At 44.9% G+C, this 22,509-nt stretch carries 22 protein-coding genes; 18 read left to right on the top strand and 4 right to left on the bottom strand.

Annotated elements, in window-relative coordinates; translation table 11 throughout:
- Positions 1–49: 49 nt before the first annotated feature.
- Entirely contained in the window at positions 50–1,828 is a 1,779-nt protein-coding gene (locus J1C86_RS06555) for a serine hydrolase domain-containing protein (protein WP_125378526.1), read from the top strand.
- Positions 1,829–1,885: 57 nt separating this feature from the next.
- Here J1C86_RS06555 and J1C86_RS06550 read toward each other — a convergent pair whose 3' ends face one another.
- Positions 1,886–2,626 carry an amino acid ABC transporter ATP-binding protein gene (locus tag J1C86_RS06550; protein ID WP_002904679.1) on the bottom strand — a complete coding sequence of 247 codons (741 nt, stop codon included), beginning with the start codon at positions 2,624–2,626 and terminating at the stop codon, positions 1,886–1,888.
- The gene (locus J1C86_RS06545; RefSeq protein ID WP_125407818.1) at positions 2,626–4,794 is read right to left on the bottom strand and encodes an ABC transporter substrate-binding protein/permease; all 2,169 of its coding nucleotides are present in this window, start codon (positions 4,792–4,794) and stop codon (positions 2,626–2,628) included. The genes J1C86_RS06550 and J1C86_RS06545 overlap by 1 nt, the downstream gene beginning before the upstream one ends.
- A gap of 195 nt (positions 4,795–4,989) precedes the next feature.
- Here J1C86_RS06545 and J1C86_RS06540 point away from each other — a divergent pair, with 195 nt between their 5' ends.
- From J1C86_RS06540 to J1C86_RS06495, 10 genes are all read left to right on the top strand, one after another.
- Positions 4,990–5,922 carry a CPBP family intramembrane glutamic endopeptidase gene (locus J1C86_RS06540; protein WP_125407816.1) on the top strand — a complete coding sequence of 311 codons (933 nt, stop codon included), beginning with the start codon at positions 4,990–4,992 and terminating at the stop codon, positions 5,920–5,922.
- Positions 5,923–6,001: 79 nt separating this feature from the next.
- Positions 6,002–6,949 carry a CPBP family intramembrane glutamic endopeptidase gene (locus tag J1C86_RS06535; protein WP_125407814.1) on the top strand — a complete coding sequence of 316 codons (948 nt, stop codon included), beginning with the start codon at positions 6,002–6,004 and terminating at the stop codon, positions 6,947–6,949.
- A gap of 161 nt (positions 6,950–7,110) precedes the next feature.
- The gene (gene uvrB, locus J1C86_RS06530; protein WP_125407812.1) at positions 7,111–9,099 is read left to right on the top strand and encodes an excinuclease ABC subunit UvrB; all 1,989 of its coding nucleotides are present in this window, start codon (positions 7,111–7,113) and stop codon (positions 9,097–9,099) included.
- Between the two features lie 9 nt (positions 9,100–9,108).
- Positions 9,109–9,672 carry a GNAT family N-acetyltransferase gene (locus J1C86_RS06525; RefSeq protein WP_125407810.1) on the top strand — a complete coding sequence of 188 codons (564 nt, stop codon included), beginning with the start codon at positions 9,109–9,111 and terminating at the stop codon, positions 9,670–9,672.
- Complete coding sequence (locus J1C86_RS06520; protein WP_125407808.1) at positions 9,638–10,135, top strand: GNAT family N-acetyltransferase; 498 nt, start codon at positions 9,638–9,640, stop codon at positions 10,133–10,135. The genes J1C86_RS06525 and J1C86_RS06520 overlap by 35 nt, the downstream gene beginning before the upstream one ends.
- A gap of 36 nt (positions 10,136–10,171) precedes the next feature.
- Complete coding sequence (locus J1C86_RS06515; RefSeq protein WP_125409211.1) at positions 10,172–10,714, top strand: DUF1697 domain-containing protein; 543 nt, start codon at positions 10,172–10,174, stop codon at positions 10,712–10,714.
- Positions 10,707–11,243, top strand: a complete 537-nt coding sequence (locus J1C86_RS06510; RefSeq protein ID WP_427150784.1) for a hypothetical protein — start codon at positions 10,707–10,709, stop codon at positions 11,241–11,243. The genes J1C86_RS06515 and J1C86_RS06510 overlap by 8 nt, the downstream gene beginning before the upstream one ends.
- Entirely contained in the window at positions 11,221–11,664 is a 444-nt protein-coding gene (locus J1C86_RS06505; RefSeq protein ID WP_125409215.1) for a hypothetical protein, read from the top strand. The genes J1C86_RS06510 and J1C86_RS06505 overlap by 23 nt, the downstream gene beginning before the upstream one ends.
- Before the next feature lie 23 nt (positions 11,665–11,687).
- A complete protein-coding gene (locus J1C86_RS06500) occupies positions 11,688–12,155 on the top strand; it encodes an 8-oxo-dGTP diphosphatase (RefSeq protein WP_125409217.1) in 468 nt (155 codons plus the stop codon).
- A gap of 44 nt (positions 12,156–12,199) precedes the next feature.
- On the top strand, positions 12,200–12,496 hold the full coding sequence (locus J1C86_RS06495) for a hypothetical protein (protein WP_125409219.1): 297 nt from the start codon (positions 12,200–12,202) through the stop codon (positions 12,494–12,496).
- Positions 12,497–12,616: 120 nt separating this feature from the next.
- Here J1C86_RS06495 and J1C86_RS06490 read toward each other — a convergent pair whose 3' ends face one another.
- Positions 12,617–13,150, bottom strand: a complete 534-nt coding sequence (locus J1C86_RS06490; protein ID WP_185757513.1) for a transcription repressor NadR — start codon at positions 13,148–13,150, stop codon at positions 12,617–12,619.
- A gap of 20 nt (positions 13,151–13,170) precedes the next feature.
- Positions 13,171–13,695 carry a hypothetical protein gene (locus J1C86_RS06485; protein WP_125409223.1) on the bottom strand — a complete coding sequence of 175 codons (525 nt, stop codon included), beginning with the start codon at positions 13,693–13,695 and terminating at the stop codon, positions 13,171–13,173.
- Between the two features lie 274 nt (positions 13,696–13,969).
- Here J1C86_RS06485 and J1C86_RS06480 point away from each other — a divergent pair, with 274 nt between their 5' ends.
- From J1C86_RS06480 to carB, 7 genes are all read left to right on the top strand, one after another.
- Positions 13,970–14,308: a zinc ribbon domain-containing protein YjdM gene (locus J1C86_RS06480; RefSeq protein WP_002897401.1), complete on the top strand. Its 339-nt coding sequence runs from the start codon at positions 13,970–13,972 to the stop codon at positions 14,306–14,308.
- A 7-nt stretch (positions 14,309–14,315) separates the two neighbouring features.
- Complete coding sequence (locus J1C86_RS06475; RefSeq protein ID WP_125409225.1) at positions 14,316–14,948, top strand: Pr6Pr family membrane protein; 633 nt, start codon at positions 14,316–14,318, stop codon at positions 14,946–14,948.
- Positions 14,949–15,216: 268 nt separating this feature from the next.
- Positions 15,217–15,735, top strand: a complete 519-nt coding sequence (gene pyrR, locus J1C86_RS06470) for a bifunctional pyr operon transcriptional regulator/uracil phosphoribosyltransferase PyrR (RefSeq protein ID WP_125407804.1) — start codon at positions 15,217–15,219, stop codon at positions 15,733–15,735.
- Positions 15,736–15,743: 8 nt separating this feature from the next.
- Positions 15,744–17,027 (top strand): uracil-xanthine permease family protein, encoded by a 1,284-nt coding sequence (locus J1C86_RS06465; RefSeq protein ID WP_125407802.1) that lies wholly within the window; start codon positions 15,744–15,746, stop codon positions 17,025–17,027.
- Between the two features lie 107 nt (positions 17,028–17,134).
- A complete protein-coding gene (locus tag J1C86_RS06460) occupies positions 17,135–18,052 on the top strand; it encodes an aspartate carbamoyltransferase catalytic subunit (RefSeq protein ID WP_002917113.1) in 918 nt (305 codons plus the stop codon).
- A gap of 114 nt (positions 18,053–18,166) precedes the next feature.
- Positions 18,167–19,243 (top strand): carbamoyl phosphate synthase small subunit, encoded by a 1,077-nt coding sequence (locus J1C86_RS06455; protein ID WP_125407800.1) that lies wholly within the window; start codon positions 18,167–18,169, stop codon positions 19,241–19,243.
- Positions 19,244–19,266: 23 nt separating this feature from the next.
- Entirely contained in the window at positions 19,267–22,446 is a 3,180-nt protein-coding gene (gene carB / locus J1C86_RS06450) for a carbamoyl-phosphate synthase large subunit (RefSeq protein WP_125409227.1), read from the top strand.
- The last annotated feature ends 63 nt before the right edge of the window (positions 22,447–22,509 follow it).

Here is a 22,509-nt window from a genome sequence, read left to right as displayed (position 1 = left end):
CCTTTGGGAAGGCGGGCTTTGCCTGCATAATTCTGCAAAGGAGTATCTCATGAAAAAAACATTTATTTTCACACTTCTAACTATTTTGACATTGGGGCTTTTTCGCCCAGTCACTGCGCTAGCTGAAGAGCAGAAGCTGCCTTCGGGCATAGAGCGCAGCCAAATTGGCCAGAAGATTCAAGACTATGTCAAAGAGCACGAAAAGACAACAGCTGGTATGGCAACGGCTGTCTTTGACAAGGATGGTACCATTTATCAAGGAAATTTTGGCTATATGAACAAAGAAAAGGGAATCAAAGCCGATGATGACAGCGTCTTTGAATGGGGATCCGTGACTAAGCTGACCGTCTGGGTCTCTGTTATGCAGCTCTGGGAGCAAGGTAAGATTGACTTAGAAGAAGATATTCGCGCCTATCTGCCAGAAGGCTTTCTTAGAAATCTCCGCTATGACAAGCCCATTACTATGCTAGATCTGATGAACCATCAGTCTGGATTTGATGAAGCCCCTCTCTATATGCAAGGGGGCAAGAGTTTAGAGGATTTGCTGCTCCAATATCAGCCGGCTCAGTCCTTTGAGCCGGGTACAACGACAGCTTATTCCAACTATAGTACGGGGTTGGCTGCCTATATTGTGGAGCGAATTTCTGGGCAATCCTTTGTTGAGTATGTTCATGAGCATATCTTCCAGCCTCTGGGCATGGAGAGAACGGCCATAGCTCAAGACTTGTCTGACAATGCTTATGTCCAAGCCAAGCGCAAGGAAGTAAAAGGATATGCGACAGATGGCAGCCTGTTAGGCGATGCACTTTATGAAGTCGGCCTGTATCCAGTTGGTCGAGCCACAGGAACATTGAGTGATTTTCAAAGATTTGCTCAGGCCCTGCTGAGTCGTAAAAGTCTCTTTACTCGGTCGGAGACTTGGACAACTCTCTATTTGACAACAGCAACCTATCCTGATACAGATATTGTTCGTAATGCTCATGGCTTCTGGGCCAGTAAATTTGGCGTTACAGTGCTAGGGCACGGAGGGAATACAAATGGTTTTTCCAGCTATCTCCTGCTGGATCTGAAGGATGGTATCGGCCAGGTGATCATGACCAATCAAGGTGTGGAAGAAATTTATAATGATGGCATGCCAGAATTGATTTTCGGAAAACGTTCGACAGCCAGTGCAGAGACTCAGAAAAAGTTCGAACCTGGCTACTATCAAATCCTTCGGAATTTTAACCAAGGTCCGCTTTCTTTGTATCAGCTCTTTCCAGGTAATTTGCTTCATATGAAGAAGCCGTCTTCGGAGCGAATGGATCGTTCGTTTTGGACTATTTATAAAAGTGGAAATGGCAAAACGCGAATCGCTACTCCGGTCAGTGATTTCGAGAAAGTCCCTGACTGGGAAATCTGGACTAAGTTTAGCTTAATTGCTTTGGCTGCTCTTAGTGTCGTTTACGCTTTGGGCAATCTACTTGTGCGATCTGTGCTAGTCCTTTATCGACTGGTTTTTGGAAAAGAAAAAAGCAAGCAAAATCGAGCTTGGAAATGGTGGAACATCTTGACAGCTGCAGGAGTAGTGGCCTCAGCTGGCAATTTACTCTTGCTCCTACTTAGCTCAAGTGCAACGGATCTCAGTATCATCGCCCAGTGGCGTTATATGGCTTTTGCAGGTTTGGGACTGTTCTTAGCAGGATGTGCGGTTTATCCGCTCTTTAGAAAGACTCGAAATGGGCTCGGAAAAGGTCGTCGCTTCCTGACAGTTCTGACTAGTCTATCCGCCCTGGCCATAGTAGCTAATATCTTCTACTGGTCGCTTTACCAGTGGTGGGTGATGTAGTTTAAAAATTTTGAAACAAGAAAAGAGCCGGCTTATAAGCTGGCTCTTCGTTTGGTTTTATACATTCAGTACCTTGTCCAAGAAGTCTTTAAGACGTGGGTGCTGTGGATTGTCAAAGATTTGGTCAGGCTTGCCGTCTTCTAGGAATTCACCGTCAGCGGTAAAAATAACGCGGTTGGCTACTTGACGGGCAAAGCCCATCTCATGGGTCACAATCAGCATGGTCATACCTTGCTGGGCCAGATCCTTCATAACGTTGAGAACGTCGCCGACCATTTCAGGGTCAAGGGCAGAAGTAGGCTCGTCAAAGAGCATGATGTCTGGATTCATGGCCAGACCTCGAGCAATTGCCACCCGCTGCTTTTGACCGCCGGACAGGCTGTCTGGACTAGCATCTGCCTTATCAGCTAAGCCGACCTTTTCCAAGAGCTCCATGCCCAGCTTATCTGCTTCGGATTGAGTCAAGCGCTTATGCTCAACAGGAGCAAAGGTGATATTTTCCAGAACAGTCATGTGCGGGAAGAGGTTGAAGTGCTGGAAGACCATACCGATATTTTCACGGACCAGATCCACGTCAGTCTTCTTGTCCGTCAGATCAAAGCCGTCAACCGTGATAGTCCCGCTGGTCACTTCCTCTAGCAGGTTGAGACTGCGCAGAAAGGTTGACTTACCAGAACCGGAAGGACCGATGATGCAGACCACATCGCCCTCGTAGAATTTAGCAGTAATCCCCTTTAGGACTTCGTTTTCCCCGTAGTATTTATGAAGATCGTTCACATCGATTTTTAATTTTGCCATTACTTAATCCTCTTTTCTAAGCGTTTTGCCAAGCGGGTCAAGAGCGTGATAATGATGAGATAGAGCACAGCTAGGATAGCATACATCCGGAAACTCTGATAGTTGCGGGCGATGATGTCCTTACCCGTTTTGAAGAGTTCGGCCAGTCCAATAGCTGAGACAATCGTTGTATCCTTGAGTGCGATGACAAACTGATTGACAAAGTTTGGCAGCATAATCTTGGTTGCCTGTGGCAGGATAATCTTGCGCATGGTCTTGGAATAGGAAATCCCCAAGCTACGGCTGGCTTCCATCTGTCCAACTGGAACGGCTTGGATACCTCCGCGGACAATTTCTGCGATATAGGCGCCGGCATTGAGAGAGAGGGCGATGGTTCCTGCGACGAAAGCATTGATTGGGCTTTGTTGACCAGTCATGGATTCGATTAGGTTAGGAATCCCCCAGAAGATAAAGGCTGCCACAATCATCAGCGGAATACCACGAATGACATCGACAAAGATTTCTGCAATCCAGCGTAGCGGTTTATAAGGGCTGACGCTGAACATACCAAAGATAATCCCGATGACCATAGCAATCGCAAATGAAATCAGTGCCAAAGCAATCGTCACTCCCAGACCTTTAAGAAGTTCTTGGTAGTTGTTTTGCAGCAAGCCCCAAATAGTGGACTCATCTACAGTGGATTCCTTTTCTTCGCTAGCCAGATACTTGTCTAAAATCTCTTGGTATTTGCCACTTTCTTTGAGGTTGGCCAGTCCATTGTTAAACATCTCAATCAGCTCAGGATTGCTGCCTTTTTTGACTGCGAAAGCGACTTGGCCGCTTGGGGTGCCTTCGATAGGTGTTTTAAGCTTCTTACCTTGTTTGATAGCGTATTTGACAACGGGCTCATCATCCATCACAGCTGCGACAGAGCCAGTATTGAGACTGTCATACATGGAAGCTGCGTCTGAGAAAGTCTTGATAGAGTAGCCGTACTTGCTCTTGTTTTCCTCAAGGAAAGTCTGAGAAGCGGTACCAGTTTTGACACCGACTGTCTTGCCTTTGAGTTCTTCGTAGGACTTGATATTGCTGCTGTCCTTGACTGCCAAGATAGAGTTGGCTGTGTAGTAAGGGTCAGAATAATCAAAAGTTTTCTTACGGGCATCTGTGACAGACATACCGGCGATGATTCCGTCAGCCTGACCGGTCTGAACGCTATTAATAGCTGCATCAAAGCCAGGGTTGGTTACTTCCACGGTAAAGCCTTGGTCTTTGGCAATAGCCTTAATCAGCTCCATGTCAATCCCAGTGTATTGGTTGCTGTCATCTTGGAAGACAAAAGGAGCAAAAGACGAGTCGCTGGCAATGATATATTTGTCTTTTGTAGGAGTAGCTTTTTGACCGGCAGGAGTAGAAGTCTCTGGAACAGCTGAGTCAGAGCTGCCTTTAGAAGCCGTCCATTTATTGATGATTTCATCCAGACTGCCGTCTTCCTTCATCTGCGCCAAAGCTTCGTTAAACTCAGTAACTAAGTGCTCGTGCTTGCTGCCTTTTTTGACACCAAAAGCAAAGCTTCCTACAGCCTCACCCTTCATAGAAATTTTCAGGTTTTGGCCTTGATTGATGGCGTACTCAATGACAGGCTGATCATCCATCACTGCATCGACATCACCAGCAGAAAGGCTGTTATACATCAAGTCACCCGTGTCAAAGGTTTTGAGGGTGTAGCCGTACTTATCCTTGTACTTCTCAAGGAAGCGTTGGGCAGCTGTACCGGTTTTGACACCGACTTTCTTTCCTTTCAGCTGTTCATATTTGCTGATGGTGTTTGCCTTGGTCGTCGCGATAACGACCTTAGTGTCATAGTAGGTATCAGACATGGTAAAGACTTTTTCGCGCTCGCTTGTCTTGGTCATACCAGCCATGATGGCATCCGCCTGGCCAGCTTGGACTGCATTGACAGCTGCATCGAAGCCCGGGAAGCTCATGTCAATGTCCCAGCCTTTGATTTCTGCGACCTTGTTGATGATATCAACGTCAATCCCCTTGTAAGTCTGATCAGAATCTTTAAATTCAAATGGTGCGTAAGCAGTATCGGATACGATTTTGACTGTATCTGCCTGGGCTGTCGCCCCTAACGCAAAAAATGGAAATAATGTTAGCAAAACTGCTAAGAATTTTTTCTTCATTTTCTTCCTCCTTTTTAGCATTCTAGCATTATAGCAAAAAATCACTGATTAGGCAAATTTCTCCTGTTTTTATGTTAGGTTTTCTGACATATAAACTCTGAATTTCTCGCAAAAATAGCCGCAACTTTTCTTTGTTCTTAGAGCAAAGTCTGCTATACTGGAAATAAATGAAAGCAAGGATAGAATGAGGTTCTTATGAAAAAATCACGTATCTTGGACGGAGTCAATCAAGCTCGCTTTGTCCCTCCCTATCTGTTGTCGCTAGTGCTAGCAGTTGTTTTCGTGCAAGGAGGACAACAATTGGCCTATCTGGCTTTGGAGCCAATTTCGGCTGGCCTCAGTCTTATGCTAGGTTTCTTAGGGCAAGGAGGATTCTTTGAAATCTTCTTCAATTTTGCCCTGCCTTTTCTCTTGTTCGGCTTTGTATTTATGATACTGGCTCTCTTTCTTTGGGTGCGCTGGGCTGAAGGACGGCCGCTCGCGACTCTAGGCTTTGTCAAAAAAGGAAGCTTGGTGGAGCTAGTCAAAGGATTTGCAGTAGGTTTTCTTCTCTTTAGTTTAGTCGCTCTGCTTATGCTGTTGAGCGGAGCTGGCTCTTTCGAATGGGGACAGCTGACACTGGAACCTTTTCTCTATATCTTGATTTTGCTTCCGCTTTGGATGATTCAGGGTGGAGCAGAAGAGCTAGTGACACGGGCTTGGCTGCTGCCAGTTGCTGTCAAAAAGACCAACCTGCCCATCGGTTTGCTGACTTCGAGCCTGCTCTTTGCACTTTTGCACCTTGGCAATCCAGATATTGGTATTCTTCCCATTCTTAACATTGCTTTATTTGGCCTCTTTGCAAGCCTCTATCTGCTCCGGACGGACAATGTCTGGGGGATTATAGGACTTCATGCTGCTTGGAACTTTAGCCAAGGCAATATCTACGGTTTCAGCGTTAGTGGTACTGGTGTGGACGCGGCAGTCCTGAACTTTATTCCAAAGTCAGAATGGAACTGGTTGACTGGTGGAGCTTTCGGCGCTGAAGCCTCTGTTTTCAGCTCGCTCATTCTCTTGATGGCTGTCCTCTATTTGATTCTCAAGATGAAAAAAGACGGTAGTTTGACTGAGTTAGTGGAAAAGAACTAGAAACAGTACGAACGGTTCTCTTTTGCTCATCCTAAAATAATATGCTATAATAAAGTAAAACAAGGAAAGGAATGTGTATATGTTTAAATCTCGTATGTTGGATGCTATCAAGCAATCGCGTTATATTCCGCCGATTTGGTTGGCTATCTTGATTGCTATAGGTTTTGTTTATGTAGGTCGTTTTGCTGGAATGTTCGGAATGTTTCCGATTGGGCTTGTTATTGGTATTTTGTTCCGTGCGACAAACCCCACTGGAGGCCAAGCAGCACTTATGGAATTTTTCCGTCACTATAGTCTATTTTTTGAACTATTTACTTTCTTTTTTATCGCTCTTACTGTCTTTCTCTGGGTTCGATATCGTGAGAAGCGTCCTTTTTCTAGTCTGGGATTTTATAAACAGGACTGGTTCAAAAATCTCCTTAAAGGCTTCCTTATTGGAGCGGTTCAGTTTTCACTGGTTGTTGTCTTGCTCTTGGTAACGGGGACAGGCAGTCTGACATTTGGTCAGCTTAACTTGCAGTCTTTGATTTTTGTTGTAGCTATCATTCCTTTCTGGATTCTCCAAGGTGGGACAGAAGAGCTAGTGACGCGTGGTTGGCTCTTTCCAGCAGTTAGCGCTAAGTCAAATATCTTCATTGGTATCTTGATTTCTAGCGCTCTATTTGGGGCTCTGCACCTCTTTAATCCTGGTGTGACCGTTCTTTCTATTGTCAATATCATACTAGACGGTATCTTTGCTTGTTTCCTTATGCTCAAGTATGACAATATGTGGGTACTGGCTGGTATGCATGGCGCTTGGAATTTTGTGCAAGGAAATATCTATGGTATTCAGGTCAGTGGTCAAGGAGCATCTACCTCAATTTTGAACTATAGCTCACAATCTTCTGTGGATTTGCTATCCGGTGGGGCTTTTGGTGCTGAAGGATCTATTTTTGCCAGTATCGTCCTGATTGGCTGCATTGCCTATCTTTACTGGTCACTCAAGAAAGAAAATCGCCTGCCTCAGGCGCTGATCTTTAAGAAATAACCATTTCGCCCAGTTGAGCTGGGCCTTTTTTATGTCTTTAAATGAAATGTGTGACCTGGGACAGACGATGGTAGAATTGCGGGCCACTAGCTCACACCCAAATCCAGAGAAAATAGGGCAAATATGGTAAAATGATAGAAGCACAATTTAAGGAATAAAAGATGATTAACAGAATAACAGATAATAAATTTGAATTGGTTTCCAAGTACGAGCCTTCAGGTGACCAGCCTCAAGCTATCGAGCAGCTGGTGGATAACATCGAGGGGGGCGAGAAGGCCCAGATTCTCATGGGGGCGACTGGTACTGGTAAGACCTATACCATGAGTCAGGTTATCGCTCAGGTCAACAAGCCGACTCTGGTTATCGCCCATAATAAAACGCTGGCCGGCCAGCTTTATGGTGAGTTCAAGGAGTTCTTTCCCAATAACGCTGTGGAATATTTCGTTTCCTACTATGATTATTACCAGCCTGAGGCCTATGTGCCTTCCAGCGATACTTATATCGAAAAGGATAGCTCGGTCAATGACGAGATTGACAAGCTCCGTCACTCAGCGACTTCTGCCCTCTTGGAGCGCAATGACGTGATTGTCGTGGCTTCGGTCTCTTGTATCTACGGTCTGGGTTCGCCTAAGGAATACTCTGATAGCGTGGTTAGCCTACGTCCTGGACTAGAGATTTCTCGTGACAAGTTGCTTAATGATTTGGTAGATATCCAGTTTGAGCGCAATGACATTGACTTTCAGCGGGGGAAATTCCGGGTTCGAGGCGATGTGGTGGAGATATTCCCAGCTTCTCGTGATGAGCATGCCTTTCGGGTAGAGTTTTTCGGAGATGAAATTGACCGGATTCGTGAGGTTGAAGCCTTGACAGGTCGAGTCTTGGGTGAGGTGGACCATTTGGCCATCTTCCCGGCCACTCACTTCGTGACCAATGAAGACCACATGGAAGTAGCCATTGCCAAGATTCAGGCCGAGCTGGAGGAGCAGCTTACTATCTTTGAGAAGGAAGGCAAGCTGCTGGAAGCCCAGCGCTTGAAGCAGCGCACGGAGTACGATATCGAAATGCTGCGTGAAATGGGCTATACAAACGGCGTTGAGAACTATTCTCGCCACATGGATGGTCGAAGCGAAGGAGAGCCTCCTTATACCCTTCTGGACTTTTTCCCTGATGATTTCTTGATTATGATTGATGAGAGTCACATGACCATGGGACAGATTCGGGGTATGTACAATGGCGACCGCTCTCGTAAGGAGATGCTGGTTAATTATGGTTTCCGCTTGCCGTCTGCCTTGGACAACCGTCCGCTGCGCCGAGAAGAATTTGAAAGCCATGTTCACCAGATTGTCTATGTATCGGCTACGCCGGGAGACTATGAAAATGAACAGACGGACACTGTTATTGAGCAGATTATCCGGCCGACAGGCCTTCTGGATCCAGAGGTGGAAGTCCGCCCAACTATGGGACAAATTGACGACCTTTTGGGTGAAATTACTGCGCGTGCAGAGAAGAATGAGCGGACCTTTATCACAACCTTGACCAAGAAGATGGCGGAAGACTTGACGGACTACTTCAAGGAAATGGGTGTCAAGGTCAAGTACATGCACTCGGATATCAAGACCTTGGAACGGACCGAGATTATTCGAGACCTGCGCTTGGGTGTCTTTGACGTTCTGGTTGGGATTAACCTGCTGCGCGAGGGAATTGACGTGCCGGAGGTTAGTCTGGTGGCAATTCTTGATGCGGACAAGGAAGGTTTTCTGCGCAATGAACGTGGTCTGATCCAGACCATTGGACGGGCAGCTCGCAACAGCGAGGGGCATGTTATCATGTATGCGGATACTATGACCCAGTCCATGCAGCGAGCTATTGATGAAACTGCCCGCCGTCGGGCAATCCAGATGGCATATAATGAAGAGCATGGCATTGTACCGCAGACCATCAAGAAAGAAATCCGAGACCTGATCAGTGTGACCAAGGCTGCCCTGCCAGACAAGGAAGAAACAGTCGAAATCGAAAGCCTCAACAAGCAAGAGCGCAAGGACATGATCAAGAAGCTAGAAGGTCAGATGCAAGAAGCTGCCGGCCTTCTCGACTTCGAGCTGGCCGCACAGATTCGCGATATGATTCTGGAAATAAAGGCGATGGATTGAGGGATAAATATGATCTGTTTAAGAAAACTAGTGGAAGAAGATTTAATGCCTTTGTGGGAGATTGCTTATTCGCATCCCAATCCAATTTGGAAACAGTATGATGCACCTTACTTTGATCATTATCAGTATTTTCCAAATTTTGAAGAGTTTAAACTACAAAAATCAGAATATTTTCTAAATAACTCGAATCGTTTAGGAATTTTTGTAGATTGTAAACTAGTTGGAACTGTTTCACGTTATTGGGAATGCCAGCAAACAAGATGGATGGAATTAGGAATTGATATCTATGAGAGTGAATACTGGAATGCTGGCATAGGAAGAAATGCTATGTTGCAGTGGATAGATAGGACCTTTCAGGATTATTTAGAGCTAGAACATTTGGGTTTGACGACATGGTCAGGAAATTTTAGTATGATGAAATTGGCTGAAAAATTAAGAATGAAAAAAGAAGCTCATATTCCAAAAGTTCGTTATTATCAAGGTGTTTATTTTGATAGTATTAAATACGGCATTTTGAGAGAAGAATGGGAGAAAACAAATGGTCATCACAATCAAAGCAATGGAAACAGCTGAGGAGATAGAAAGTAAATCCTTCGTTCATTGGCAAACGTGGCGAGAATCTTATGATGAGATTTTGCCTGCGGAATTTCAAGAGCAGATGACTTTGGATAAGTGCCGGTTTTATACTCAAAAGTATCCTGAAAATACCTTGATTGCCTTGGATGATGCTAAAGTGGTCAGCTTTGTTAGCTACGGTGATTTTCGAGATTCAGCTAGGATAGCTGGTGAAATTTTCGCCTTGTATGTCTTAAAAGATTATTATGGCAAGGGTATAGGACAGCAGTTAATGCAGGCTTCTTTTGCTGCTTTGGATGGTTATCAAGAGATTATATTATGGGTTTTAGAAGATAACAAACGTGCCATCGCCTTTTATGAAAAAATGGGTTTTGTTTTTGACGGCGAGGAAAAGGTCATTGACCTAGGAAAAGCCATGAAAGAAAAACGGATGGTTTACATTAGAAACTCTAACAGTTAGTTTGGAAATAATAGATATATTTTTAAGGAGCACCACATGCGTTATGCACTTTTACTCCGTGGCATCAATGTCGGCGGGAAAAACAAGGTCATTATGGCTGATTTGAAGAAAGATTTAGCTGGGTTGGGGTTTGAAAATCCAGTTTCCTACATTAACAGCGGCAACCTCTTCTTTGATAGCGAGGAGCAGGAGGAGAGGATTCGGGAGATCTTGTCGGCTTATTTCAGTCAGTCTTACGATTTCCCTCTGCCTTTTGTCCTTGTCAGCTCTGCCATGCTTGAAAAAGAAACAGCAAATCTGCCTACTTGGTGGCAGGATGAAACAGCCTTTCGGCGAGATGTTCTCTTTTATCTGCCAGAAGTAGACAGGGAAAGTGTTCAAGAGCTAGCAGGCAGTTGGGCTAATGACAAGGAGCAGCTGCATTTTGGCCAGACGGCTTTCTTTTATAGCAATGCTGACCAAGCGGACTATCTCAAGTCCAACTACCATAAGAAACTGCTCAAGTCTAGTTTCTACAAGCAACTGACTATTCGAAATGGCAAGACTTTCCAGAAGATTGTGGAGTTGGTGAATGAGTAGTAAGACCAAAAAGAAAAATAAAAACAAGAGAAAAGTAAAAGCTCAGGGAAACAAGTTTATCCTTTGGTTGGAAAAACATTGGATAGTAGAAGCTCTTTTAGGTTATATATTCTTTATAATGGTTGCGATTGGAGTGGGATTTTTAACATTTGGAAATAAGTCTATTCCGGGTCCGCTTCGTGAGTTTAAATATATTAGCCCTTTATATTTAAATTTGACACTTTTGATTGTTCTCCCATATTATTCCTGGTTTGGAAGTCTAAGAGAAGAAGGGTTCAACACACTAAAAGGTTTTTCAGAATTTTTTCTTTATCTTAATGGTCTAGTTTTTCTTTTGCATTATTTTGTAGGAATAGAATTAGAAGACGGAGAGGGGGTTCTGCCACCATTGTGGAACCTGAATCCTCGCTATGTTTGGTTTCCGATTGCTACCTATCTAATCTTTTTCTTTATACCAGCATTAACGATGTTGATTTTGAAATATAATGAAATAAAGAGGAAAAAACATGACCAAAGAAAATCTCTCTAAGTTATTTTCATTTAAAACACTCTATCTGGCCTTGTTAACCTTTGTCATTCTTCATTTGATTTTGTTAGCTTTTGGTCTATCCTTTACTCCGGTTTTGTGGAATACTTGGTTTTTTATTCTTTGTTTGACCTTCTTTATCCATTCTTGGATAGTCTTTTTTAGGATAAGAGATTTTCATTGGTATCACCTCATTTTTGAATTATTCAGTGCACTAGTGGCACTTTATCTTTGGTTTTCGGCATTCTTTGCTTTGTCAATCATTCCGAATACTGCCATGCCCATCAATATAGACTATCATATACAAGATAAAGAAATCATTATTGTCAGAGGTTTTGTGGTTCATAGTACCTATGAGCATCATGAATTGATTAATCCCTTTGTCATGAAGTTAGAAGTGAAATATAATGAAGATATGTTTTAATAACTTAGAAAGCGAGTGAATCCATGTCCCGTGCCCAAGAAACAATCCTAACAAACATCTGCCTTGTTGAAGATAAGGCGCGAGGTAAAGTCCTAATGCAGTATCGCTCTCCTGAGCGCTATCGTTGGTCTGGATATGCTTTCCCAGGTGGGCATATTGAGAAGGGTGAGTCTCTCCATGATTCAGTTGTCCGTGAGATTTTAGAGGAAACGGGTTTGACTATAACTCATCCGAAATTGGTTGGGGTTAAGAACTGGCATACGGATGAAGGGATTCGCTACATCGTCTTTTGTTACAAAGCGACTGAATTTTCTGGTCAGATTCATTCGACAGAAGAGGGCAAGATTTCTTGGGTAGACAAGGAGACCCTGCCACAGCTGGACTTGGCCTACGATATGCTTGAACTCCTCCGTATGATGGAAGATGAGGAACTGTCAGAATATTACTATCACGAGCGGATCGAAGGTGGCTGGCGCAAGAGTATGTATTAAAAAATGTTTCCTTTTGTGTCTGAAGTGCAAAGATAGAAAGGTGGATGACTGTCATGATTTCATTATGGATTGCTATTGTTGCATTTTTTCTTTTGGGCTTAAACTATTTTTTTCCTTCTAGAAATGCTGGATTCGGTTTGAGATTTCCATTTGCTTTTCATACTTTAAAAGGATGGAAGCAGAGCCAATCTAGGTTTTATAGATCAGTGATTTTGCTTAATTTGCTCATTTTTCTTTATTCTTTGTACACAGATTTAAACGAGAATAGGGTCTTGGCCTTGTCAATTATTAGTATTGTATTTTCTGGGATATTAATTTTTTTAATTTCTTTTAAAGAATAGTTTGATTGTTTTATCAGTGATTTTTATAGCGACTATCTATCATTTGAAAGCCGGTTGGCGCAAAAGTATGTACTAAAAAGACTGACTAGGTTGGGACCTAATCAGTCTTTTTCTTGCTTGTTATTTATCCTGTAAAAATCCTAGGTCTCTCAAGGCAGCTTCTACATAGTCCAAATCCTGCTGGGAGTCGGCTTGTACTAGGTGATAGTGAACTCCATCTATCAGCTCAGATAAGGGGCGAAAGGCACAGGATGCGACTTGTTGGAGAAAATGCTGGACATCTCGGCGGCAGGTCAGCTTCAGGTAAGTCTGAATTTCGCCGTAAACCGGGTGCTCAATCAAAATAGTCTGCACGCGGCCGCCATTATCCACGATAGCCAGCAGCTCGGCCTCCATATCCTCAGCCCCATGCTGAACCTTGAAGAGCTGATGGACAGCAGCATTTTCTTGGCGGTCTTTATAAAGATAGCCACGATTGGTTGAGAGGATGGGGGCACCATCAGCCCGTAAGAGGGCAATATCTTGCACGATAATCTGTCTGGTCACATGGAAATGCTCCGCCAGTGACTGGCCATTGAGGGCAGCAGATGATGTTTTCAAAAGGTCTAATAGTTCTTCTCGTCTTTGCTTGGTCATAGCTTCATTGTAAACCAAAAGTCAGGAATCTTCAAGCTCTAGCGAATCTTTTTCAGCGCTTTATAGATGAACTTAGCAATGACAAAGTCGACCATGCTATGAATGACCGTACCAAGTCCAACCAGACCAAATAAGATATAGAAAGCATTAGCAGGATAGGCAGACGTTGTGTAAAAGAGGATGCAGACGACCACTTCGCCAAAGGCATGAATCAAGGCTAGTAGGAAATTAAATATCCAAGTCTTCTTCTGGCTGTCCAGTGTGTCTGGGTTCTTTTGCAGATAAAGAGCGCCGATGCTAGCGAAGAGCAAGTGGGAAAGAGCTCTAAGCGTGATAATAAAAGGAAGTCCAGACATTCCAAATCCAATAGCAGAACCAATCACGACAATAACCGTCATGAGAGGGGAGATAAACATAGCCAGAAAGATAGCGACGTGGCTGGCTAAGGTGAAGGAAGCGGGCGGAATGACAATTTTAATTGGCATAACTAGTGGGATAACAATAGCTAGTGCAGTCAAAAAAGCGGTCAGTGTCATAAACTGATTTTTAGATCTTGGTTTCATAGTGACTCCTTTTTATCTGTATATACACTAGTATAGTACACTGTTTTTGCTGAAAGGTCAAGACATATAAAAATCCTAAAAGAGATTTGTCAAAATGCTCAAAATAGCTTATACTAGAAAGGTATGGAAATAGGAGAAAACTAGATTTTTAGGATTTAGTTGACCTTCACATGGCTTAGTGTTCTGCTGGATTTGAAAAATGAAAGAAGAGCTTAATCATATATAGAAGGCTGGTATGGGAATTTAGCAGCCTTGACTAGAAATGGAGAAGAAAATGAACAACTTACCAAACTGCCCCAAATGTAATTCAGAGTATGTCTACGAAGATGGAACGCTCTTGGTCTGCCCAGAGTGCGCCTATGAGTGGAATCCAGCTGAGGTCCAAGAAGCAGAAGAAGGCCCAGTTGCAATCGATGCTAATGGCAATAAGCTGGCTGATGGCGATACAGTTACCTTGATTAAGGACCTGAAAGTCAAAGGAGCACCCAAAGATCTCAAGCAGGGAACGCGCGTGAAAAATATCCGCATCGTAGAAGGCGACCATAATATTGACTGTAAGATTGACGGCTTCGGTGCGATGAAGCTCAAGTCAGAGTTTGTTAAGAAAATTTGAGGTCTCTATGAATCGTCGTTTTATCTTAATTTATCGAATTATTCTTTTTATCCTGGCCTTTTTGGGTGTGTATCTGGAAATCACTAAGTATGGCGTAGGTATGCTCATGTACTATACGGTTTTGTCCAATCTCTTGGTCCTGCTTTTTACGGGCTATCTGGTCTATCTGATGACGAGACCTGGCGATGCTTGGAAAACGCCGAAAATCTTGCGAATCAAGGGCGGGGTGACCATGTCCATCATGATTACTTGCGTCGTTTACCACCTCTTGCTGGCTCCCATTGCGACAGATTTTTACCGTTTAGAGAATTTTCTTTGTCATTATATAGTCCCCTTGGCTTTTCTTCTAGATACAGTAATCTTTGACAAATCGCGTCAGTACCGCTGGTTTGATCCGATTTCTTGGACAAGTGTGCCTTTGGTCTACATGGCCTTTGCTCTCTTTAATGGCTTTTTCCTGAAAATAAACATTCCAAGATCCAAGGACAATCCATTTCCTTACTTTTTCCTCAATGTCTTTAAGAAAGGTTGGCCTTATGTCATCCAGATGTGTCTGATTATTTTTGCGGCCTACCTAATCTTTGGTTTTGTCTTTTACGGGATAAAGTCCATCTCTTCCTCAAAGAAGAAGACTTCTTAAAGACATGTACTTGTAGATAAAAAACAGATTTCACTAATCCTTATCCAGTTAAGCAGAAAAAATACAATTTTTTCTTGAAATAGTTTTGAAATTGTGATATAGTATAAAAAATTAAATAATCCTTTAATTCTATCCAGAGAGATAGACAAGGAGCAAGTAAAAAGATGGGTGGAGTGTAAGCAAGTGCGTCTTGTTTTAGCTTGCCTGACTAGATTTTTCTAAAGTCTCCTTGTAATAAGGAGACTTTTTCTTGTTTGAGGAGGAAAGAATGAAAACAAAAGAAGTTGTCGATGACATCACCATGAATCGCGCGATTACGCGGATTACCTATGAAATCATCGAGCGCAACAAGGACTTAAATCAAGTGGTCTTGGCTGGGATTAAGACCCGTGGGGTTCACTTGGCTCACCGGATTCAGAAGCGGTTGGCTCAGTTGGAGAATATCGATATTCCAGTCGCTGAAGTAGACACTAAGCCTTTTCGTGATGATATCAAGGTTGAAGAAGATACGACAGTGATTCCAGTAGATATTACCGACCGTCAAGTAATCCTGATTGACGATGTCCTCTACACAGGCCGGACCATCCGAGCGGCTATTGACAATCTGGTCAGTCATGGACGGCCCTCTCGGGTTGGTCTGGCTGTCTTGGTTGACCGAGGTCACCGCGAGCTGCCCATTCGGGCAGACTATGTCGGAAAGAACATTCCGACTAGCCAAACTGAGGAGATTGTTGTTGAGATGACCGAGACAGACGGTCAAGATCGCGTTTTGATTATGGGGGAGTAATTAGCTAAATGAGTCAAGATGTTAAGTATGATGTGCATGATATGCCAAAGCCAGGTCTGCTTTTAGGACTATCCTTTCAGCACTTGTTCGCCATGTTTGGGGCGACAGTTTTGGTACCAATTCTGGTCGGAATTGACCCAGCGGTAGCTCTTTTTTCCAGCGGTCTGGGGACATTGGCCCATCTGACTGTTACCAAGTACAAGATTCCAGCCTACATGGGATCCAGCTTTGCTTATATCGCAGCAATGCAGATGCTGATGAAGACAGATGGTATCGGAGCGGTAGCTCAGGGAGCCATCACCGGTGGTTTGGTTTATTTCATCGTAGCCCTGATTGTCAGGTTTGCTGGCAATGCTTGGATTGACAAGGTGCTGCCGCCAGTAGTGGTAGGACCCATCATAATGGTCATCGGTCTGAGCTTGGCTGGAACAGCTGTTAGCGATGTGATGAATAAGACTGCAGCTAATGGCGAAAAGGTTTATGATTTGACCTACTTCATTATTGGTATGGTTACTCTCTTGGCAGTCATTCTCTTTAATATCTATGGTAAGAAGATTGTGGGAATTATCCCAGTCTTGCTAGGCCTGATAGTTGGCTATATCTTTAGCTTGATTCTAGGAGCCGTGACTGGGCAGGAAATCGTCTCTTTTGCCAAGGTAGGAGAAGCTTCTTGGTTCCACCTTCCGCCAATGAGCCTGCCTTTCTTGGACTATGATGTGAAATTTTATCCTAGTGCGATTTTAACTATGGCGCCTATCGCCTTTGTAACTATGACAGAGCATTTCGGCCATGTTATGGTACTAAATAGCTTGACAGGAAAGGACTTCTTCAAGGATCCAGGACTGGACAAGACCTTGACTGGTGATGGTCTGGCTCAGATTATTGCAGGGCTTTTCGGAGCACCGCCAGTGACTAGCTACGGAGAGAATATCGGAGTTATGGCGCTCAATAAAATCTACAGCGTCTATGTCATTGCAGGTGCAGCAGTCCTGGCTATTGTCATGAGCTTTGTGGGTAAGGTCTCAGCCTTACTCCAATCCATCCCGAGTCCTGTGCTGGGTGGTATTTCCATCGCCCTCTTTGGGGTAATTGCTTCTAGTGGTCTCAAGATTCTGATTGAAGCACAGACCAACTTTGACAATAAAAAGAATCTCTTGATTGCCAGTGTCATCTTGGTATCTGGTATCGGTGGTCTGACCTTGCAGCTCTCGGGTCTGCAAATCTCAGGAGTTGCCTTGTCAACTATTCTGGGAATTGTCCTCTATCTTGTCCTGCCTGAGCCCAAGGATTGAGCTAGGTGCTAAATCATTAACTTTCGTTCAAAAATAGCTTGCTCTCAGAGCGACTTTACTTGCAGCACTCTGGAAGCCCTCATTCTTTCATAAAGGAGAATTACATCATGTCATCCAATCAAATCGCTCTTAAGAACCTCGTTTCTATGGAAACTCTGTCAAATGAAGAAGTTATGGCCTTGATTAAACGCGGAATCGAATTTAAAAATGGCGCTAAAGTCCATTATGATGAGCAGCATATCGTGTCTAACCTATTCTTTGAACCTTCGACTCGTACCCACAAGGCCTTTGAAGTAGCAGAGTTGAAGTTAGGTTGCGATCTTCTGGACTTTGATGTCAAGACCAGCTCAGTCAACAAAGGAGAAACCTTGTATGATACTATCCTGACAATGTCTGCCCTAGGCGTTGATGTCTGTGTCATTCGCCACCCAGAAGTAGATTATTACAAAGAGCTAGTTGAAAGTCCAACTATTACGACTTCCATTGTTAACGGAGGAGACGGTTCTGGTCAGCATCCTAGCCAGAGCTTGCTGGACCTGATGACTATTTACCAAGAGTTTGGTCGCTTTGAAGGCCTCAAGGTTGCGATTGCTGGTGACTTGGACCATTCGCGCGTGGCTAAGTCAAATATGCAGATTCTCAAGCGCTTGGGTGCAGAGCTCTACTTTGCTGGTCCGGAAGAATGGCGGAGCCAAGAATTTGCGGACTATGGTAAGTTTGTCACTATTGATGAGGTGATTGATCAAGTGGATGTCATGATGTTCCTGCGCGTGCAGCATGAGCGCCATGACTACGAGTCCATCTTTTCTAAAGAAAATTACCACAGATTGCATGGGCTGACTCAAGAGCGTTATGACCGCATGAAAGATACGGCGATTCTGATGCATCCGGCTCCAGTTAACCGTGATGTAGAAATTGCGGATCATCTGGTCGAAGCACCAAAATCACGTATCGTTGAACAAATGACCAACGGCGTCTTTGTCAGAATGGCTATTATCGAAGCAGTTCTGAAAGGCCGTCAATAATCTCGGACAGTAGGCCGGGAGTGGGTGAAGCTGTGTGAAGCAATCCCACTCCCTATTATTATATGTTGATGTGGAGGGTCGACAGGCAGTCTGCATCTTGGACAGGAGGGAAGAATGACAAAGAGACTTTTAATATTAGAAAACGGCATGATTTTCGAAGGGGAAGCTTTTGGAGCGGATCTTTTTGTGACAGGTGAAATCGTCTTTAACACAGGCATGACTGGCTATCAGGAATCGATTACGGACCAGTCTTACAATGGCCAGATTTTGACCTTTACCTATCCCTTGGTTGGAAATTATGGTGTCAATCGGGACGACTATGAATCCATTCTGCCGACCTGTAAGGGAGTGGTGGTCTATGAGTATGCACGCCGTGCCAGCAATTGGCGCCAGCAATTGTCTTTGGATGAGTTCCTCAAAATCAAGAAGATACCAGGCATTTCGGGAATTGATACAAGGGCGCTAACCAAGATTATCCGCCAGCATGGAACTATGCGGGCGACCATTGCCAATGCGGATGATAGTATTGAGCATTTGCAAGACCAGCTGCAGGCTACAGTTCTGCCGACTGATAACATCAAGCAGGTGTCTACCAAGCAGTCTTATCCAGCTCCGGGAACGGGTCGCAGCGTGGTATTAGTGGACTTCGGTCTCAAGCATTCTATCCTGCGGGAGTTAGCCAAACGCAACTGTAGTGTGACAGTAGTACCTTATGATACCAGAGCTGAGGAAATTCTCCAGCTCAATCCTGACGGCGTCATGCTGTCCAATGGACCGGGAAATCCGGAAGATGTGCCGGAGGCTCTGGACATGATTCGTGGTGTTCAGGGCAAGATTCCAATTTTTGGGATCTGTATGGGACATCAGCTCTTCTCCATGGCTAACGGTGCCAAGACGCATAAGATGAAGTTCGGTCACCGTGGCTTCAACCATGCGGTGCGTGAGATTGCGACAGGCCGAGTTGACTTTACCAGTCAAAATCACGGCTATGCAGTCAGTCGTGAGGATTTGCCAGAATGTCTAATTGTGACTCATGAAGAAATCAATGATAAGTCTGTCGAAGGTGTGCGCCATCGGGACTATCCAGCTTTTTCTGTGCAGTTCCACCCGGATGCTGCGCCGGGACCGCATGATGCAGATTATCTCTTTGATGAGTTTATGGAAATGATGGATGCCCATCAGGCTTACTAGGAAGCAAGATTGAGAGGTGCACTATGCCAAAACGTAAAGATATTCAGAAAATTATGGTCATCGGTTCTGGTCCGATTGTTATTGGTCAGGCTGCGGAGTTTGACTATGCTGGGACTCAGGCTTGCCTGTCCTTGAAAGAAGAGGGCTACAGTGTCGTGTTGGTTAATTCTAATCCAGCGACCATCATGACGGACAAGGAAATTGCAGACCGAGTTTATATCGAGCCTATCACGCTGGAGTTTGTTGCGCGGATTTTGCGTAAAGAGCGCCCGGATGCTCTTCTGCCTACTTTGGGCGGCCAGACCGGACTCAATATGGCCATGGAATTATCAAAGTCAGGGCTTTTAGAAGAGCTGGGAGTGGAACTCTTGGGGACAAAGCTGTCAGCCATTGACCAAGCGGAAGACCGGGATCTCTTCAAGCAGCTGATGGAAGAGTTAGGCCAGCCCATCCCTGAGTCAGAAATTGTCAATACAGTTGATGAAGCACTGGAATTTGCGGCTGGCATCGGCTATCCAGTCATTGTCCGTCCGGCATTTACACTGGGAGGAACTGGCGGCGGTATCTGTAGCAATGAGGAAGAGCTGCAGGAAATCGCAGAAAACGGCCTCAAACTCTCTCCGGTTACTCAGTGTCTGATTGAGCGCTCCATAGCAGGCTTTAAGGAAATCGAATACGAAGTCATGCGGGATGGCGCCGACAATGCGCTGGTCGTATGTAATATGGAAAACTTTGATCCAGTCGGCATCCACACAGGTGATTCTATCGTTTTTGCACCTAGTCAGACTATCTCAGACTATGAATACCAGATGCTGCGGGACGCCAGTCTCAAGATTATTCGAGCGCTGAAGATTGAGGGCGGCTGTAATGTGCAGCTGGCTCTGGACCCGTATAGCTTTAAGTACTATGTCATTGAGGTCAATCCGCGGGTTTCTCGCTCATCAGCCCTAGCCTCTAAGGCGACTGGCTATCCGATTGCCAAGTTGGCGGCGAAAATCGCAGTCGGACTTACATTGGATGAAATCATCAATCCAGTGACAGGCTCTACCTATGCTATGTTTGAGCCGGCTCTGGACTATGTAGTCGCTAAGATTCCACGCTTTCCATTTGATAAATTTGAGCAGGGTGAGCGACGTTTGGGAACCCAGATGAAGGCGACAGGGGAAGTCATGGCTATCGGCCGCAATATTGAGGAGAGTCTGCTCAAGGCCTGCCGCTCTCTGGAAGTTGGTGTGGACCACAACGAGTTGCCTGCTCTCAGTCAAGTAAGCGATGACGAGCTGATGAGGAAGATTGTCAAGGCGCAAGACGACCGGCTTTTCTATATCTCAGAGGCTATTCGTCGTGGTTATAGTCCGGATGAAATTGCCGAACTGACCAAGATTGATGTCTTTTTCCTAGATAAGCTGCTCCATATTTACGAAATCGAGCAGGAACTGGCCAGTCATATCGGAGATAGTTATGTGCTCAAGAAAGCAAAACAAAATGGCTTTGCGGATACTAAGATTGCTACCTTGTGGGGTATGACAGCTGAGCAGGTGCGTCGCATGCGGCAGGAGCAGAAGATTGTGCCGGTTTACAAGATGGTAGATACCTGTGCTGCTGAGTTCGAGTCTGCGACGCCTTATTTCTATTCCACCTATGGCTTTGAAAATGAATCTGTCAAATCCAGCAAGGAATCTGTTCTGGTGCTGGGCTCTGGTCCTATCCGAATCGGGCAGGGAGTTGAGTTTGACTATGCGACCGTCCATTCTGTAAAAGCTATTCAGGCAGCTGGCTATGAAGCGATTATCATGAACAGCAATCCGGAGACTGTATCGACTGACTTTTCTGTCTCTGACAAGCTCTACTTTGAGCCGCTGACCTTTGAAGATGTCATGAATGTCATTGAGCTGGAGCAGCCTAAAGGGGTTATCGTTCAGTTTGGTGGGCAGACAGCCATTAATCTGGCAGAGCCACTGTCCAAGGCTGGTGTTAAGATTCTAGGTACCCAAGTGGCGGACTTGGATCGGGCTGAGGATCGGGATCTCTTTGAGCAAGCTCTGAAGGAGCTGGATATTCCGCAGCCGCCAGGTCAGACGGCCACTAATGAAGGGGAGGCAGTAGAGGCTGCTCGTAAGATTGGCTTCCCCGTTCTGGTACGGCCTTCCTATGTCTTGGGTGGCCGTGCCATGGAAATCGTAGAAAACGAAGCAGATCTACGCTCTTATATGCGGACAGCGGTTAAGGCCAGTCCAGACCATCCGGTTTTGGTGGATTCTTACATTGTCGGTGATGAGTGTGAGGTAGATGCTATTTCCGATGGCCGTCAGGTCTTGATTCCAGGAATTATGGAGCATATCGAGCGGGCAGGAGTTCACTCAGGAGATTCCATGGCGGCCTATCCGCCACAAACCCTATCGCAGAAAGTCAAAGATACCATTGCAGACTATACCAAGCGTTTGGCTCTGGGACTGAACTGTATAGGCATGATGAATATTCAGTTCGTCATCAAGGATGAGCAGGTCTATGTCATTGAGGTCAATCCACGGGCCAGCCGGACTGTTCCTTTCTTGTCCAAGGTGACCGATATTCCAATGGCGCAAGTAGCGACTCGTTTGATTCTTGGGGAAACTTTGGCAGAGCTGGGCTATAAAGATGGTCTTCATCCAGAAAGTTCCATGGTTCATATCAAGGCGCCAGTCTTCTCCTTTACCAAGCTGGCGAAGGTCGACAGTCTTTTGGGACCTGAAATGAAGTCTACTGGTGAAGTCATGGGCAGTGACCGAACCTTAGAAAAAGCACTCTACAAGGCTTTTGAGGCTTCCTATCTCCATCTGCCAAACTTTGGAAATATCGTCTTTACTATTGCAGGCGATAGCAAGAAAGAAGCCTTGCAGCTGGCTCAGCGTTTTGCCAGTATTGGCTATGGTATCTGGGCAACCAAGGGAACAGCCTCTTATTTTGAAAATCATGGCCTACACGTCCGTCTGTTGGAAAAAATCGGCAGTGATGACAACAAAGATATCCCAGCCTATATCCGCAAGGGCAAGGTTCAGGCTATTATCAACACGGTCGGAACCAAGCGGACAGCTGACAAGCATGGTCAAATTATCCGTAGCTCAGCTATTGAGCACGGAGTACCCCTCTTCACCGCCTTGGACACGGCCGATGCCATGCTGAAAGTGCTGGAAAGCCGTAGTTTCACTACAGAAGCGATATAGAGCTGGAGTTTTCAGTTCCAGATTGTCATTTGACAGTCTGAAAAGTAATCTCATACAGCTAAG

Origin of the sequence: Streptococcus sanguinis (genome assembly GCF_050220005.1) — a bacterium.
In the GTDB taxonomy this organism is placed as follows: Bacteria; Bacillota; Bacilli; order Lactobacillales; family Streptococcaceae; genus Streptococcus; species Streptococcus sanguinis_Z.
Note: the sequence above shows the minus strand (reverse complement) of the source record. Positions and strands in the feature narration are given on the sequence as shown.